Annotated in this window: 16 protein-coding genes and 1 pseudogene; 15 read left to right on the forward strand and 2 right to left on the reverse strand. The window is 68.5% G+C overall.

Features of this window, described 5'->3' with window-relative positions; all coding sequences use genetic code 11:
- Positions 1-364 precede the first annotated feature (364 nt).
- Entirely contained in the window at positions 365-1147 is a 783-nt protein-coding gene (locus ACFYY1_RS38110; protein WP_388594024.1) for an IS5 family transposase, read from the forward strand.
- Here the strand turns inward: ACFYY1_RS38110 and ACFYY1_RS38115 are convergent.
- Positions 1113-1607, reverse strand: a complete 495-nt coding sequence (locus tag ACFYY1_RS38115) for a hypothetical protein (protein WP_388594026.1) — start codon at positions 1605-1607, stop codon at positions 1113-1115. The genes ACFYY1_RS38110 and ACFYY1_RS38115 overlap by 35 nt on opposite strands.
- A 148-nt stretch (positions 1608-1755) precedes the next feature.
- Between ACFYY1_RS38115 and ACFYY1_RS38120 the strand changes: the two genes are divergently transcribed.
- Together ACFYY1_RS38120 and ACFYY1_RS38125 are read left to right on the forward strand one after the other, a co-directional pair.
- Positions 1756-2295 carry a winged helix-turn-helix domain-containing protein gene (locus ACFYY1_RS38120; protein ID WP_388594028.1) on the forward strand — a complete coding sequence of 180 codons (540 nt, stop codon included), beginning with the start codon at positions 1756-1758 and terminating at the stop codon, positions 2293-2295.
- A complete protein-coding gene (locus ACFYY1_RS38125) occupies positions 2220-2819 on the forward strand; it encodes a transposase (RefSeq protein WP_388594030.1) in 600 nt (199 codons plus the stop codon). The genes ACFYY1_RS38120 and ACFYY1_RS38125 overlap by 76 nt, the downstream gene beginning before the upstream one ends.
- Positions 2820-2884: 65 nt before the next feature.
- Here ACFYY1_RS38125 and ACFYY1_RS38130 read toward each other — a convergent pair whose 3' ends face one another.
- Positions 2885-3379, reverse strand: a complete 495-nt coding sequence (locus ACFYY1_RS38130) for an AAA family ATPase (protein WP_388594033.1) — start codon at positions 3377-3379, stop codon at positions 2885-2887.
- Positions 3380-3530: 151 nt separating this feature from the next.
- Here ACFYY1_RS38130 and ACFYY1_RS38135 point away from each other — a divergent pair, with 151 nt between their 5' ends.
- From ACFYY1_RS38135 to ACFYY1_RS38190, 12 genes and pseudogenes are all read left to right on the forward strand, one after another.
- A complete protein-coding gene (locus tag ACFYY1_RS38135) occupies positions 3531-4274 on the forward strand; it encodes a DUF6193 family natural product biosynthesis protein (RefSeq protein WP_388594035.1) in 744 nt (247 codons plus the stop codon).
- 243 nt (positions 4275-4517) lie between these two features.
- A complete protein-coding gene (locus ACFYY1_RS38140; RefSeq protein WP_388594159.1) occupies positions 4518-5072 on the forward strand; it encodes an ATP-binding cassette domain-containing protein in 555 nt (184 codons plus the stop codon).
- 247 nt (positions 5073-5319) lie between these two features.
- The gene (locus tag ACFYY1_RS38145) at positions 5320-6270 is read left to right on the forward strand and encodes an NUDIX domain-containing protein (RefSeq protein WP_388594037.1); all 951 of its coding nucleotides are present in this window, start codon (positions 5320-5322) and stop codon (positions 6268-6270) included.
- On the forward strand, positions 6267-7493 hold the full coding sequence (locus ACFYY1_RS38150) for a methyltransferase domain-containing protein (RefSeq protein ID WP_388594039.1): 1227 nt from the start codon (positions 6267-6269) through the stop codon (positions 7491-7493). The genes ACFYY1_RS38145 and ACFYY1_RS38150 overlap by 4 nt, the downstream gene beginning before the upstream one ends.
- Positions 7494-7534: 41 nt before the next feature.
- Entirely contained in the window at positions 7535-8068 is a 534-nt protein-coding gene (locus ACFYY1_RS38155) for a class I SAM-dependent methyltransferase (protein WP_388594042.1), read from the forward strand.
- Between the two features lie 77 nt (positions 8069-8145).
- Positions 8146-8388: pseudogene (locus tag ACFYY1_RS38160) on the forward strand (NUDIX domain-containing protein); the annotation flags it as partial.
- 255 nt (positions 8389-8643) lie between these two features.
- Complete coding sequence (locus ACFYY1_RS38165; protein ID WP_388594162.1) at positions 8644-9183, forward strand: kinase; 540 nt, start codon at positions 8644-8646, stop codon at positions 9181-9183.
- A 115-nt stretch (positions 9184-9298) separates the two neighbouring features.
- Positions 9299-9949, forward strand: coding sequence for a M15 family metallopeptidase (locus tag ACFYY1_RS38170; RefSeq protein WP_388594044.1), 651 nt, complete (start codon positions 9299-9301; stop codon positions 9947-9949).
- A gap of 40 nt (positions 9950-9989) precedes the next feature.
- Positions 9990-12338: a methyltransferase, FxLD system gene (gene fxlM, locus ACFYY1_RS38175; RefSeq protein WP_388594047.1), complete on the forward strand. Its 2349-nt coding sequence runs from the start codon at positions 9990-9992 to the stop codon at positions 12336-12338.
- A gap of 372 nt (positions 12339-12710) precedes the next feature.
- Positions 12711-12875 (forward strand): hypothetical protein, encoded by a 165-nt coding sequence (locus ACFYY1_RS38180; RefSeq protein WP_388594049.1) that lies wholly within the window; start codon positions 12711-12713, stop codon positions 12873-12875.
- Between the two features lie 420 nt (positions 12876-13295).
- Positions 13296-14150 (forward strand): glycosyltransferase family 2 protein, encoded by an 855-nt coding sequence (locus ACFYY1_RS38185; RefSeq protein ID WP_388594051.1) that lies wholly within the window; start codon positions 13296-13298, stop codon positions 14148-14150.
- 99 nt (positions 14151-14249) lie between these two features.
- A complete protein-coding gene (locus tag ACFYY1_RS38190) occupies positions 14250-15326 on the forward strand; it encodes an NUDIX domain-containing protein (protein ID WP_388594053.1) in 1077 nt (358 codons plus the stop codon).
- Positions 15327-15384 lie beyond the last annotated feature (58 nt).

The raw sequence follows: 15384 nt of genomic DNA on the forward strand, positions 1-15384 counted from the left end.
CACCGCGCCAAGCGCCACGACGTCGGCAAGACCGTCAAACGCGCCGAGACCATCAAGGAACACGAAGCCCGCCGAGGATAAACGCCAAGCTGAGAAGCCGTTGCAGTATCGATCTTGGTGAGCGTGAGTTCGAGGTCGTCGACTCGGTCGGGTGATCTTCTGACTGGCCGGGCATGAGAGCGGGGCCTCCCGCACAGCTCGTGGGTGTCGAATCCAACCGAGCAACAGGAGGCCCCTGGTGCTGCAGTCTTCCGTGTTGGCGCTGATGTCGTCCAACTCGGCTCCCCTGACGTGTGATTGCCTCGCTCACCGGTTCGGGAACGCCGGGGATCGGCCGTACAGGCGGCCGAGGTATCCGTCCGACATGAGCGACGCGGAGTGGGCGGTCGTGCGCGACGCTATGCCGGTCCCCGGCTGGTTGGAGGGCCGCGGCGGGCAACCGGAGAGCTATTGCCACCGGCAGATGGTCGACGCAGTGCGCTACCTGGTCGCGGGCGGCATCACCTGGCGGGCGATGCCCGCGGACTTCCCTGCGTGGGACCGCGTGTACGCCTTCTTCCGGCGCTGGCGGGACAAGGGCCTGGCCGCCGAGTTCCACGACCGGCTGCGGGACCGGGTCCGCGAGGCTGCGGGCCGGGATCCGGAGCCGACGGCCAGCGTCATCGACGCGCAGTCGGTGAGGGGAGCCGCATCGGTGCCGGCCGCGACCAGGGGCTTCGACGGCGGAAAGAAGGTCAACGGCCGCAAGCGGCACATCGTGGTGGACACCCTCGGACTGTTGCTGGCCGTGATGGTGACCGCAGCTTCGGTAACCGACCGGGATGCGGGGCAGACCCTGCTGGTCCGGCTGCGTGAGCGGCACTGGCGCGTCACGCGGGTGTGGGCCGACGGCGGCTATACCGGGCGCCTGGTCGACTTCGCCCGCAGTGTCCTGCGCGTCGCGCTGACGGTGGTCAAACGCAGCGACGACACCAGCGGCTTCACCGTGTTGCCGAAGAGGTGGCTGGTGGAGCGCACGTTCGCGTGGCTGATGCACTCACGTCGGCTGGCCCGCGACTACGAGACGCGCACCGACACCTCAGAGGCGGTGATCCGGTGGTCGATGAGCATGGTCATGAGCCGCCGACTCGTGCGACGGGCACGCTGAACAGCCCCGGACGTTCCTCCGCCAGCCAGCCCCGCGCGGCCAGACGCTTCGCCTTCGACCGCACCCCTTCCACCTTCGCCGGAACCGGCTCCAGCCCGACTGCCGCCGCGAGTTGCCGGCAGTCCATCGCCTCCCCGCGCGTACCGCTCCCACCGGCCAGGACATCCATGATCCGCTGGTAGTCCGGCGCGAGAACCGTCGGGGCAAGCCCTTCCTGCCAGCGCGGCACCACCGAACCGGGCACCGCCGCCGTGACCTGCACCGGCCGTTCGCCGGCCACCACGGCCGGCGGCACGTCCTCGCCACCGCGAGGCTCCGCCAGAACCTCGCCCACCGTCTCACGGGCGATCACGAACCGTTCCCACACGGCCTCGGCCTCCCGCAACTCGGCCTGGAGAGCCTCCACACGCTGCCGAGCCGCGCGTTCACGCTCCTCCAGCAACCCCATCACCGACGGCATCCCGGCACCTCCACCGAAGAGACGACACAACACCTCGTCCCTGCCGCCAAAACACCGCGCCTACACCTGACCAGCGGAAACATACCCGCCACTCTCGGAAAGACAACGGCTTCTGACAGTGCGTGGGCCTGGTCGGTAATTGTGGTTTGTGAGATACGCGCAGGGCGGCGGCTTGAACGACGTGAAGAGGGCTGCTAGGGAGCGGGTTCGGCTGGAGGCAGTCGGTCTCTTCGAGGGCGGCGCGAAGAACAGGGAGATCGCGGTCGCGCTTCGGGTGAGCGAACGGTCGGTGGAGCGCTGGCGTCGGCAGTGGCGGGAGCGGGGCCGGGAGGGGGTCCGGTCGAAGGGCTCGCCTGGGCGTCCGAGGCTGTCGAGTTGCCAGATGGCCAGGCTGGAGCGGGAGTTGGAGTGTGGTCCGCTCGCCCATGGCTGGGCGGACCAGCGGTGGACGTTAGCCCGGGTGAAGACGTTGATCGGACGGTTGTTCCACGTCAGCTACACAGTGGAGGGGACGTGGCGGCTACTCAAACGCCATGGCTGGTCCTGGCAGCAGCCGGCTCGGCGGGCGATCGAACGTGACGACGAGGCAGTGGAGTTGTGGAAGAAGGAGGTGTGGCCACAGGTAAAAGCACGGCGGCGGCCCGCGGAGCCTGGATCGTCTTCGAGGACGAGGCCAGCCAGTCGCTGAAACCGCCACGCGCAAGGTCCTGGGGCCGCATCGGCCAGACGCCCGTCGTCCGCGTCCGGGGCCGGGGCTCCGGACGGGTCTCGATGGCGGGAATGACCTGCTTCCGTTCCGGAGAGCGGTCGCGGCTGATCTACAGCTTCCGCGTCCACCGGGGCCGCAAAGGAGAGCCCAAGGGCTTCACCTGGCAGGACTGTCGCGACCTCATCGTGCGGGCCCACAACCAGCTCAAAGGCCCCATCGTCCTGGTCTGGGACAACCTGCGCACCCACCTCATGCCGCAGATGAAGGACTTCATCGCCGCGTACGAGGGCTGGCTGACCGTCTTCCACTTCCCCTCCTACACACCCGACCTCAACCCGCAGGAAGGCATCTGGTCACTGGTGAAACGGACCATCGGCAACCTTGCCGCCGCGAACCTCGACCAGCTCGCCACCGCCGTGAAGCGCAGCCTCAGGAAGATCCAGTACCGGCCGCACCTCATCGACGGATGCCTTGCCGGCGCCGACCTGGCGCTGGACACCTGATCTGGCCTGGCTATCGACCGGGATGGACCTGTGTGACCGGCAGCCTTCTCAGCCCGGGATCTTTGTCAGGCTGAGGTTGGAAGTACCGGGGGCTCTTCACCCTCACCCGCAGGGGCTTCAGAGTGCTCGGCGATCCAGGCCAGCGTCTCTGGTGAAATCACGCCATGTTCCTGTTCGTTGTTCCGCTTGGCCAGTCTCCGCAACAACTCATCGTGATCAGCCTGGAAGTGGACGAGCCGCCACCTGGCGCCATACTCCGTGACCAGCTGCTTGTAGTCGTCCCTGACCGCACGGGTGCCCAGGCCGTGATCCAGCACTACCGAACGGCCTTCCCGTAGGAGTGCGACAAGCTGTCGCCGAACGTCCTCGATCACGGGAGCCTGAAGCGCGAGGTGTTCGTGCTCGGCGTGGTCCTTGCCGATCCGTCCATGCCGGGCTGTCATTTGTTCATCCACTGACAGACGGACCACACCGCCTCGTGCCAACGCCTTCGCGAAGGTGGTCTTACCTGAGCCCGGCATGCCGGTAAGTAGCCATACGACTGGCTGAGGATCACTCACCCGCCTGACCCTAGCGGTCCCGGCGCCGTGCAACGAACCGGATTCCGATCGCCTGGGAACACGATCACATCATCGCGCAAGGCATGCGGAGCACGATGAGGTGTATGCCCGACAACACCCGATCAAGTTCAGTAGCGGCACAATGTGCTTCATGGCCACCTTCTCTGATTCAGCCGCTCTGTATCCCGACATCGCAGCCAAAGGCAGTCTCGGCGCCGCGCTTCAGGACATTGCGGTCAAGGACAGCCTCTCGGTACCCATCGCGGTCTCGGAGAGCGACCCGCTTGGCCATGCCATCGTTGCGAGTGAAGCTCCACATCGGAATGACTTGGTCATCAGCGCGTGGGCGGTCGAACGGCGGTGGTCGATCCGCGGCTGCGAGTCATTTCAAGACATGGCGCTTATCGAAGGAAATACGCTGGATCTAGCCCAGATTGTGCGGGTTGCGCAGGCATGGCACGCCGGAACCGCACTTTCCGACATCCGCCAAGCCACGTCGTTTGTTCACCTGACCGGCCGATTCGAGGTGCCCGACCACGATCCTGTGCAGTTGGCCGAGTCCGAGTGGCAGCACCTGCGCACGGAGGCACACGAAAAGGACTGGCCCGAGTACCAGGCGCTTGTCGAAGCGGCATACAGCGAGCGTGCGCTACGGGATCTCTATCCGTTCACCAGTCACTGGACACTGCGATTCTCCACCAGTACCCGCCCTCACCTCACCGTCATCCCAATGTCCCTGGACGCTCATCGGGACACCCGGTACACCGTCAGCGCCAACTACATGGGCAAGATCCTCGCAGAGACCCCGACGGCGGAGGAGGCTGTGTCGACGGCCGTACGCTACCTGCCATCTGGCCTTGGCCCTGTCACCTCCGGGGCCGCGCCAGCTGCCTGAGATGCAACCTGCCGCAATCGTGTGCGCGCGCACTCCTTCCGCTGGAACGCTGGTCATGTGAAACGCCCGGTGAAAGGTACATACCGAAGTTCCACAGCGCATCACACGCCGGAGCGCCAGCCCTTCGAAGGTCATGTGCGGTGGGCGGGCGAGGCCGGCGAGCAGGTCGAAGTCCGTGAAGCGGACCGGGCACAGGTCTTCGCCCAAGTAGCCATGCTCGCCCAGGACTTCCCTCACTAAGTGATGACCGCGGCGACGAACGTGGCCATTGGCATCGGCGATCAGCCCCGCGATATGGACCGGGTCAAGGAAGCCGCACGGGCCGCAGACGTGAAGGACCTCGTCGAGGAACTTCCCCACGGCTGGGACTCGATCGCCTTCAAAGGGTACGAGCGCGGGGTTCAGCTCTCTGGCGGGCAGTGGCAGAAGCTCGGAACCGCCCGCGCCTTGTACAGGAGCGCGCCGTTCCTCCTCGTCGACGAGCCGACCTCGGCTCTCGATCCTCATGCGGAGATTGCTGCGTTTCAGCGCTTGTGGTCACTGGCCGAGCGCGGTCACGTCGTTGTGCTGGTCACGCACCGGCCGGCCGCGACAGCGAAGGCTGATCACATCTACGTCCTCGACCAGGGCGCCGTCGCCGAGGAGGGCACGCACGGCGAGCTCATGGCCGTCAAGGGGGGTCTCTACCGGCAGATGTATGAGGCCCAGGCCGCGCAGTACGGGCTCAGCCTGCCCGCCGCAAACGCCAGGATCCCCACGTCGCGGAGTGGCGCTGACCGGCGCGAGGAGGCCCAGTGACCCGGTCCTGCGCGTCCGGGGCTGCGCGGCGCTTCTGGAAGCCTCCGTTCTGTGGCCGTCGCGGGCACGGCCCGGCGGCACACGCCACGGCAGGCGGAGCTGACGGCTGGATCCCTCACACGGTCCGCGGCCGTGCCTCGACGCCGGGCGGGGGGCTGCGCCGAAGCGTCCGTCTTCGTTGACGGCGCTGCCGCCCAGCACCCCGTACCGATCGCCAACCGGCTCCTTGCGCAAAGGCGGTAATTCGTTGAACGCGTCCACTTCACCTCTGCCCGCGAGTACCGCCGTCCTGATCGTCAACGGCCGCGGCGAGTACCTCCTTCATTTGAGGGATGCACACAAACCGATTTGCGACCCCGGTACCTGGTCACTGGTCGGCGGCGGGCCTGAGCCCGGCGAGACGCTGGATGAAGCGATCGCCCGCGAGATCCTTGAGGAGACAGGCCTCGTCCTCTCCGGCATCACCCCCTACACGACCGTGAAGGTCCACGGTCCGAACGTCGCCGAGGGGAACATCCAGGTCTACATCGCCCGCTGGGACGGCATCGCCCATGACCTGCCCGTCACCGAAGGGATCATGTTCGCCTGGTTCGGCATCGCCACCATGGAGCAGTTGTCGATGTGCTCGTGGGCCCACGAGGTGATCAAGGCCCACCACGCCGAGCACCCCGCACCGCTGCTGCCCGGGCCGCAGGATGATGCCGGTCAGGGCGGGGCGGGAGCCGTGAAGAACGTGGTCGGCGCGCACCTGTTCCTGGAGCGCGACGGCCGAACTCTCCTGGGCCTGCGTCACCCGGATGTGAAGTTCGCGGGTGGCACGTGGCATGCCCTGGCCGGTCACGTGGAGCGGGAGAGCGTTCGCGCGTGCCTAATCAGGGAGGCGTATGAGGAGGCCGGGATCGTCATCGCGCCGGCGAACCTCACCCTGATGCACACCGTGCACCTGCTCGACGATCACGACAACGCCGAACCCCGGATCCAACTGTTCTTCCAGGCAAGCCGGTGGTCCGGGGAACCGGAGATCCGCGAGCCCGACAGATGCACGGCCTGGCAGTGGTGGCCGCTGGACGGCCTGCCGGACCCGATGGTCCGCTACACCCGTGCCGCGATCGAAGGCATCCTCGCCGGCACCGCGTACACCGAGCTCGGCTGGGCACCCGCAGTCCACCTGTCGGCGGTGGCGGGTGAACTGCGGTGAAGGCCGAATCCGGGACGGCCGACCCGGCGACCGAGGGGCTCACAGATGCGGAGTCGGCGCGCCTGGCGCTGGTCGAACGCCTTCAAGCCGACGGGGTGCTGACCGATCCGCGCCTGCGGGATGCACTGTCGCGCCTGGACCGCGGCGTGCTGATGCCACGGGCGTACGTACGGCGTAGTGAACGGGGCAGCGAGCCGGTGACGTGGGAGCTGCTGGACGGAGCACATCCCAAGGACCGGGCCGAGTGGCAGGAGCTGGTGTACTCGGGCGAGTCGGTCCTGGTCCAGCGTGACGGCGAGCCGTTGGAGGGTCAGGTCCGTGGCGTGGTGAGCGGGGGCCGGATGACGGCGATGTCGACGTTCACCCCGTACACCGTGGAAGTTCTCCAGCGGATGCGGATCGATGCCGGGCACATGTACCTGGACCTCGGGACCGGGCCGGGTGTCTCGCTCGCGCTCGCTGCGGCGCTCACCGGGCCCGGTCTGGCGGTCGGTGTCGAGCGGGACGAACACATGGCCGCGTTCGCACAGAAGACTCTCGACCGGGTCGGCGCCGGTGCGAGTGTGGTGGCGGGCGACGCGCTAGACGGGCACGCTCCGAAGGCGCCGTACGACCGGATCCATTCCGGTATCGGCGTGCCGTGCCTGCCGTCGGCGTGGGTGGACCAGCTCGCTCCCGGCGGGCGCCTGCTGACCACACTGGCAACGCGTACGCCGAGCTGGCCGGGGCACTGCCTGGTGACGCGCACGCCGGGAGGACGCATCGAGGCCGTCCTGGAAGGCGGACCTCGCGGCCACCTCCCCCTGCACGGATACACCTGGCTCACCGCCCAGCACCATCTCCAGCAGATCGCGAACACCCCCGGGAAGAGACGCCCCACCGCATTCGCTCCGCCGCCGGATCACGCGTACGGGTTCTGGCTGGCCGCGGCCTACCTCGTTCCCGGGGTGGTGCGGCACTTCCAGGCCGGCACACTCACCGTGGTGGCCCCCGAGGAGAACTCCTGGGCCGTGGCCGGCCACGGTGACGGCACCGTCCGGATCCATGGTCCGCGCGATGTGTGGGCCGAACTCGAACACGTCCACGCCCTCTGGGTGCGGGCCGGATCCCCCGCGGCCTTCCACGTCGACATCCCGGACAACGGCGCCCAGCAGCACGTCACTTCCGCAACCGGCATCACCGCCCTCGGATGGGAACTGCCCGCGCTCTCCGCCACGCCATGACAGCACAGCCGACCTGCACTTCCCGCACGGAAAGAGGACCTGTGGCCTTGTTCGACTCGGCGGCCGACTATGCCCGATACCGCCCGGGAATTCCCGACGAAGCCGTCCGGCTCCTTGCCGAATCCCTGGCCGACCTTGAGCGGCCGACTCTCCTGGATCTCGGCTCGGGCACCGGGCAGGTCCCGGCCGCCCTGCTGCCCGCCGTTCCCCGGATCACTCGCGTCGACCTCGTCGACCCGGACAGCGACATGCTCCGCACCGCCACCGAGCAACTCCGGCCCCTGCACGGACAAGCAGTGGTGGCCTTCCACGCTGTACCCGCGGAGTCGTTCTCCGCGCCGGCCGACGGATACCAAGCCGATCTGGTCACCTGCGCCCGGGCCTTCCACTGGCTGGACCGCCCCGCTGCCTTGAGGATGATCGACCGGGTCTCGATGAACCCGGGCAGCCCGGCCGCCGGCATGCCCGTTTCGAACAGGAAGCGCGCGCTCCTGGAGGAGTACATGCACGGCGAAGGGCTCGTCGAGGACACCATGTTCACCGTGCTGCTCGCCCGCCGCGTCGGTGCGGCGTGAGCACCGGGCGGCACACCGAGCCGCTGGATGTCCACCTGATCCTGCGCCGCGACGGCGCAGCGGGCCCGGAGATCCTCATGTCCCGACGTGCCGGAGACGTCTACGCGGCGGGACTCCGGCACTTCCCGTCCGGGCATTTGGACGGTGCCCATAAGGACGTTGTGACGGCGCTCGTTCGCGAGGCCCGGGAGGAGACCGGCCTGATCATTGACCCGGTCGATGTCCGCTTCGCTGTCACGGTGCACCACCGTGCTCCCAGTGGCGGGGCCCGCGTCGGCCTGTTCTTCGAGGTTCGCGCCTGGCAGGGCACACCCCGTGTTCTCGAGCCGGCGGTGTGCGACGCGATGGACTGGTTCCCTTTCGATGCCCTGCCGGCGCCCATGGTTGCCTACTGCCGGGCCGGGCTCGACGCATACCGCAGTGGCCGGCTGATGGCCGTGCACTTCCAGGACCCTGGTGACCCGATCCCCTACCTCCCTGAAGCGGACCGGTACCGCCCCGTTCACGCCGTCGTCCCGGGGCGGGTCGGCCCAGACGCTGGGGAGCGTCAGCTCACCCCGGGCTCACGACGGTTCGTGGGGAGCGAAGTGACCCGGCTTGTCATAGTTCGCGGGAACTCGGCGTCAGGCAAGTCCTCGGTCGCGGCGGGGATCCGCGACCGGTTCGGCCGCGGCCTGGCTGTGGTCGGCCAGGACAACCTGCGAAGAGTCGTACTGAGAGAGCGTGATGTGCCTGGCGGCGCGAACATCGGCTTGATCGACACAGTCGCCCGCTACGCCCTGGATGCAGGATTTCACGTGGTGATCGAGGGCGTCCTGCACGCCGGCCGGTACGGCGACATGCTCGCGGGGCTGCTCGGCGACCACCGTGGGGTCTCCCGCTGCTACTACCTCGACATTCCCATCGAGGAGACGCTGGCCCGGCATTCTTCAAAGCCCGACCGGGAATATCTGGCCCATGTCACCGAGCGGGAGTTGCGCGACTGGTACCGGGAGCGCGACCTCCTCCCGGAGGGGGTCGAAACCGTAATCGGAGCCGACAGCAGCCTCACCGACACGGTCGGGCGCATCATGCGCGAAACCGGCCTCGAAAAGATGCGCGCACACACCCCCTGAGACCGCTTCTCATCGATTCTCACCAAAGACGGAACATCGACATTCGTAAGCCGCTCGGCACTGAATTGCGTGACACGAATCCCGAAATCTTCGACTCATGGAACAGGGAAAAGTAATGACGATCGTCTTGATGTCCGATCCGTCCGTGGCCGCTATTCCGGTAGAGGAGTGCGGCGAGCCCCTGGTCGACGTCCGTCAGTGCGGTGAACTGCTTGCCGACACCCGTAGATCCGACCCGGCCGGTGCTTTCGCGCACCTGCGTAAGGGAGTCCGCGACCGACTGCTGGACGCACAACGCCGGCCCCCTGACGGGCTGCGTCTCCTCATCGTCGAAGGCTACCGGCCGCCGGACCTGCAGCAGACGTACTTCGAGCGGTACTCGGCGCAGTTGCGCGCGGCCAATCCGGACTGGACGCAGCAGGACGTCCGGGTGGCAGCCAGCCGCTCTGTGTCGCCCCCGGAGATTGCGCCGCACAGCGCCGGGTCCGCCGTTGACCTGACTCTCGTCGACCGGACGGGCAAGGAATTGGATATGGGGACGGCAATGAACGCGAACCCCGAGGAAAGCGAGAACGCCTGCTACACCGGCGCCGCCAACATCTCAGCGAGTGCCAGAGCGAACCGGACCACGCTTTCCATCGCACTTTCGGAAGCCGGACTGATCAACTACGTGACGGAATGGTGGCATTGGTCGCATGGCGACCGCTACTGGGCACTGCGGGCAAATCGGCCTGCCGCCCTTTACGGCCCCGCCGAAATGCCGTAACGCCGTACCGTCCCGCCTTTTCACGAACGAGGAGAGATCTGTGGGATACACCCGGGCCGACTGGTCCGAGCACTACAGCGAGGGCCGTGGCTTTCGAGGACTCGGGGACGAGGAGAGGAGTTTGCTCGTCGAGCACGCACCGGCGGCCGAGGGCGGCCGCGCGCTGGATGCCTGCTCCGGCACGGGCGAGCTGGCGGCATACCTTGCCTCGCTCGGGTATTGCGTCGACGGCGTCGACTTCGCCGAAGGCGCCCTGGAGCGGGCTCGGTCGGAGCATGCTGGCGTGGAGGGGGTGCGCTGGCTGTGCCTGGACGTGGAACACGACGACCTGGCCGACCTGTCCGAGGACGGCTACGACCTGATCACCCTGCGGCTGTGCATCGCCTTCGTCCGCGATCGTGCCAGGGTGCTGCGCCGGCTGGCTGCGCTGCTGCGTGAGGAAGGTGTGCTCGTCGTCATCACACCGGTCGTGGAGAACACTCCGTCGGAGCGGCGCCATATCGCACTGGACGAGGATGAACTTGCGGCCCTCACCGACGGGTTCGAGAGCGTCGAGCGGTTCGACGCGGCGGGTCTGGGTGTGCTGGTTCTGCGCGGCACGGGCGGGTCGTTCAGTGCCCAGGAGAAGCTGCGGCCCGGCCCGCAAGCGGTCCTCGGTGCCGCGGCCGTGGTCACTGACGCGTACGGGCGGGTCCTGCTGGGCCGCTCGACCAGGGGGATGTGGGAGCTGCCCGGCGGCCGGATCGAGACGGCTGAAGCCGCACCGGCGGCTGCCGTGCGGGAGTTGACGGAGGAGACCGGGCTGACGGCGCGCCTGGAGGACGCGCATGTCGTCACGGTTCTTCACGACGACCGGCTGGACGTGCGGCGTGTCACCGCCGTGGTCCGCCTCACCGGCTGGGGCGGTGAACTCGCTCTGCCCGAACCGCATCGCTTCGTGCGGTGGGAGTGGCACGACCTGTCCACTCTGGCGACTTCGGGGAAGATCTTTGCGCCCAGCGCCCAGGCATTGAACGCGGTGTGGCCAGGGGTCCTGCCGGGGCTGCCGCCCGTCCACTCCTACGTGTGCGCCGCCACCGTGCCGCCGGTGCCCGGCGAGCCGGCCGAGGCCACGCGGCTGCGGAACCGGATGGCTGGTGCCGTGGTGGCCAAGGGGTGGGCGCCGTCCCCGCGGGTTCAGTCGGCTCTGCGGGAGGTCCCCCGCCACCGGTTCGTCCCGGAAGCCCCTCTGGAGACGGCCTACGACGACGACCTCGCCGTGGTGACGGTCAGGGAGTCCTCCGGGACCGCTCTCAGCTCCGTGTCCGCAGCCTGGCTCCAGGCCGACATGATCGAGAGTCTTCAGCTGGAGCCGGGCGCGGTCGTGTACGAGGCAGGGTCCGGTGGCTACAACGCCGAGCTGCTGGCCCACGTCACCGGCCCCACAGGACGGGTCGTCACCGGCGACATCGACCCGTACGTCGTCCACCGCACCCGCCGGTTCACCGCGGAGGCGGGCAGCGGTCGCGTCACCGCCTTCCAGGGCGACGCCGCCCGCGGTGCACCGGACCGCCTCGTGCCTCGCGGCGGATTCGACGGGAGCGTGATCACGTACAACGTGTGGGACATCGCCCCGGCCTGGCGCGCGCAGCTGGCCGAGGGCGGGCGCCTGGTCCTGCCGCTGGAGGTAGGCGGCTACACCCGGGCCATCACGTTCCGGCGCGCCGGGGACGTCCTGCACGCGGAGCGGTTCACGCACTGCGGGTTCATCCGCGCCCAAGGCGAGCTCGCACGTGCCGTCCCGCTCGTCGACCTCCTTGACGATGAGCTGCGGCTCCGGTTCGAGGACGGCGCCCTCTCCTCCACCGAGGGGCTGGAGGAGGCGCTGTGCGGGCCGCGTCACGAGGTCGCCACTGGGGTAAGGATGGGCAGCGGGTTCTGCTTCGGCTCGCTTCAGCTCTACGCGGCTACGACATTGCCCGGCTTTTGCCGCCTGTTCGCCCGCCGGGAGAAGAGCACCGGTGTCACCGTGATCGCGAAGGACTGTGATGCCCCGGCGGTCCTAGGGGACGCCTCACTGGCCTACCTCGTGCACGTCCAGATCAGGCACGGCAACAGCCCGGCCGGCAAGGAATGGGAATGGGTGGTCCACGCCTTCGGGGAACAGGGGCCGCAGCTCGCCGAGCAGTTGGCGGCCACGGTGCGGGCCTGGGACCGCGACGTACGTGACGGCGACGACCCGGGCCTGACCATCCACCCGGCTGGCACCCCCGATCGTCTGCTGCCCATTGGTGACGTAGTGGACAGACCGTTCTCGCGCATGGTGTTCCGGTGGCCGGGCCGTGATGTGCTCCTCCAGGACACCGTTGAGCACAGCAAGACATCCGCCGCAGCCGTGGAGAGCACTTGAACATCTCGCTCAACGGCCCGTACGTGGCGGCAGGACGACCCTCGCCGCCAAGCCTCGCGAAGCGATACCCGGCGCGGTCGTCGCCGACCCGGAGACCGTCGGCGATGCCCTGCGGAACACGCTCGCCGGGCACGATCTCCACCCGCGGGACTACCAGGGCCTGCCGCCCTGGTAGTGCCTGCCACGGAGCTGGTCACCGGCGGCCCGGCTTCCGGTGACCGGGTCACAGTGCTCATGGCCGTCTCCCAACCCCGCGTACCCGGCCGAAATCTTCACGGCGCTGTGCCAAAGCGGCATCGTCATCCACCACCTCGCCCTGTGCACCACCAGCTGGCCAACCGCCCACCCCTTCGAGAGCCGGACCACCATCACATGACCAGCACCGTCACCACCCGGTCCCTGCGGCTGGGAACACGGCCCAGCCCCATGGCCATGGAGCAGACCGGCCGGTTCGCCGCCCTCTTTCGCGACCGCTACCCCAAGACCGGTCTGGACGTCGTCACGATGCCGTCCACGACCCGGCGGCCGAGACGGTGACGGTGCACGCCGCGGTCCTCGACCCGGCCGGTGGCGCCCCCCTCCGCGCAACAGCCTCCGGCCCTGCCACCGAAGCGACCCTCACCGGGCAACACGCGGGAGACGAACTCCTCGCCGCAGGCGCGGCCTCGCTCCTGGACAGCCCGTCATGAAGGAACTGCCCCGCAGGAACGCCCCGCGATGTTCGCCGGGCCGAGGGAACCGGCCGAGCCAGGACGGATATGCCGGGCTCACACCGCCGCGGCAAGAGCTCGCGGGGATGTGGCGCACCAGCGCTGTGCCTCTCCTCGGCAACCGCGCACCAAGCCGCTCACCGGCACCCCGTCCCGCTGTCCAGCCCCTGGCAGCCCCATCACATCCGAAGGAATCCCTGTGCCGCAGCGCCCGCACCTCCGTGTCGTCCAGGTAGTCCTTCTGACGATGAATGACAGGCCTGAGCAGGAACGCGCCGCGCAGGCCACGCTGATGTCCCAGCAAGGAGTCGATCTGCAGATCTGCGTTGTCGGCAACGGCTGTGTCCCCGACATCGTCCCTGCCGGCGCCCTCACTGTGGCCCTGGAGACCAACATTGGTATTCCCGGCGGCCGCAACGCCGGAGCCCGAGCCCTCGCCAAGGCGAGCCGGCTGAACCAGGGCAGTTATCTGTTCTTCCTGGACAACGACGCCCTCCTTCCCACGGACGATGTACTCGCCCGCCTGATCGCCGAGGCGGACCAGCATCCCGAAGCCGCCTACGTCCAGCCGCGGTTGACCGGGCCCGACGATGTGACCACACCACGCCGCTGGGTGCCCCGACTGCGCGCCGGTGAACCGGGCAGGCCTGGAACGATCACCACTATGACCGAGGGCGTCGTTCTCGTCCGCCGGGAGGTCTTCGACGCTCTCGGAGGGTGGGAAGCCAGCCTATTTTTGTACCACGAGGGGCTCGATCTGGCGTATCGATGCTGGGCGGCGGGCTGGACCGGCTGGTACGCAGCCGGCCTTCGGATGCACCACCCGGTGACCAGCCCCACCCGCCACGCGCTGTTCCACCGGTTCGCCGTCCGCAACAGGATCACCGTCGCCTACCGCAACCTGCCCCGCCCTCTCATCCCCCTGTACCTGACGAACTGGACCGCCATCACCCTGGCCCGCTCACTGCGCCACGGCGGAATCCACGAATCGGTCAGCGGCATGCGGGAAGGATGGACACTCCGGCGCGCGCAGGCCCGACGCCCCATGAGCTGGCAGACGGTCTGGCGGCTGACGGCCGCCGGGCGGCCGCCCATCATCTGAACCGCGTCCCTCATTCCAGCCACACCAATGCAACAGACGGGAGCACAGGTGAGTACCCCTACGCACGGTGACACAGCCGCGGTACCCGAGCAGCCAACAATGTCCCAGGAGGAGTACGCCCGGTCACGGCACGCTGTCTGGTTGGGCGCGGCCGCGCTCATGACCGACGAACTGGGGCGTGTCCTGCTGGTGAAACCGACCTACCGCAGGCAGTGGCTGCTGCCGGGTGGCGGTGCCGAGCCTGGAGAAGGCCCGGGGCAGGTCTTCCGTCGCGAAGTGCACGAAGAACTCGGACTGCTGAGATCGCCTGGGCGGGTGCTGGCCGTGAACTGGGTCGCGCCGGGACATCCGGACGTCGCCGCGGACCTGCCGTTCCCGGGCGAGGTGCGCTACGCGCTCGACGGCGGAACGCTGACCGAGCAGGACATCGCGGCCCTCCGCCTGCCCGCGGACGAACTGCACGGATACGAATTCCTCGACTCCCGGGCAGCAGCCGAGCGGATGATCCCCGTGGACGCACAGCTCATGCTGGCCGCGCTGCGCGCCCGTCTGGCCGGCACGACCGCCCACCTCGACGGCGGCAGGCACGTCGGGGAAGTGCCACCGCTGGACCTATACCAGGTACACACACGGCCCCTCAAGGGACGCGACTGGCCTTGGCACCCTGACCAGGTACCCGACCGGCTTCCAGTACCTCAGGCCTGGGGCTGGCTCTTTGTGCCCGACGGCCGGGTTGTCCTGGTGATCGACCCCGCTGATCCGCTGGCCATGCTGCCTGGCGGCACGGTCGAGGCAACAGACGTGTCCCCGGAAGCCGCCCTAGTACGCGAGGCCGCCGAAGAAGCACAACTGACCCTTTCTCTGGGAAGGATCGAGCGGCTGGGCTGGGTCTACGACGCGACCGGTGACGTCTACGGCGGCATCGGTGAGTGCGCTCGGCTGCGACTGGCAGCACCGATCACAGCAGTCGGCCCGTCCGCGACCGACCCCGCCAGCGGCCGCCGGTACGCCCGGCTCCTGGCCACCCCAGAGCAGGCCGCCGCGCTTCTCGGCTGGGGCGACCAGGGCTACCAACAGGCGGCCCAAGCCGCCCGCCTGGCCCACGAGCACTGGGGCATCTCGCCCGCAGCACCGTCCCCCATCACGGAAATCCCCGCCGAGGGAATCGGATGGTGAACAGCAGCACGCTCGTCCGGTGGAGCACCAGGTCGCCCACGCAAGAACGCTCAATGCA

Source organism: Streptomyces sp. NPDC001890 (genome assembly GCF_042891445.1).
Lineage (GTDB): Bacteria > Actinomycetota > Actinomycetes > Streptomycetales > Streptomycetaceae > Streptomyces.

What these genes read in the sequence shown, in the direction of transcription:
- ACFYY1_RS38135 (WP_388594035.1), top strand. Translation starts at nt 3,531, where the DNA reads ATGGCCACCTTCTCTGATTCAGCCGCTCTGTATCCCGACATCGCAGCC.
- ACFYY1_RS38110 (WP_388594024.1), top strand. Translation starts at nt 365, where the DNA reads ATGAGCGACGCGGAGTGGGCGGTCGTGCGCGACGCTATGCCGGTCCCC.
- ACFYY1_RS38185 (WP_388594051.1), top strand. Translation starts at nt 13,296, where the DNA reads ATGAATGACAGGCCTGAGCAGGAACGCGCCGCGCAGGCCACGCTGATG.
- ACFYY1_RS38140 (WP_388594159.1), top strand. Translation starts at nt 4,518, where the DNA reads ATGACCGCGGCGACGAACGTGGCCATTGGCATCGGCGATCAGCCCCGC.
- ACFYY1_RS38180 (WP_388594049.1), top strand. Translation starts at nt 12,711, where the DNA reads ATGACCAGCACCGTCACCACCCGGTCCCTGCGGCTGGGAACACGGCCC.
- ACFYY1_RS38170 (WP_388594044.1), top strand. Translation starts at nt 9,299, where the DNA reads ATGACGATCGTCTTGATGTCCGATCCGTCCGTGGCCGCTATTCCGGTA.
- ACFYY1_RS38115 (WP_388594026.1), bottom strand. Translation starts at nt 1,607, where the DNA reads ATGCCGTCGGTGATGGGGTTGCTGGAGGAGCGTGAACGCGCGGCTCGG.
- ACFYY1_RS38190 (WP_388594053.1), top strand. Translation starts at nt 14,250, where the DNA reads ATGTCCCAGGAGGAGTACGCCCGGTCACGGCACGCTGTCTGGTTGGGC.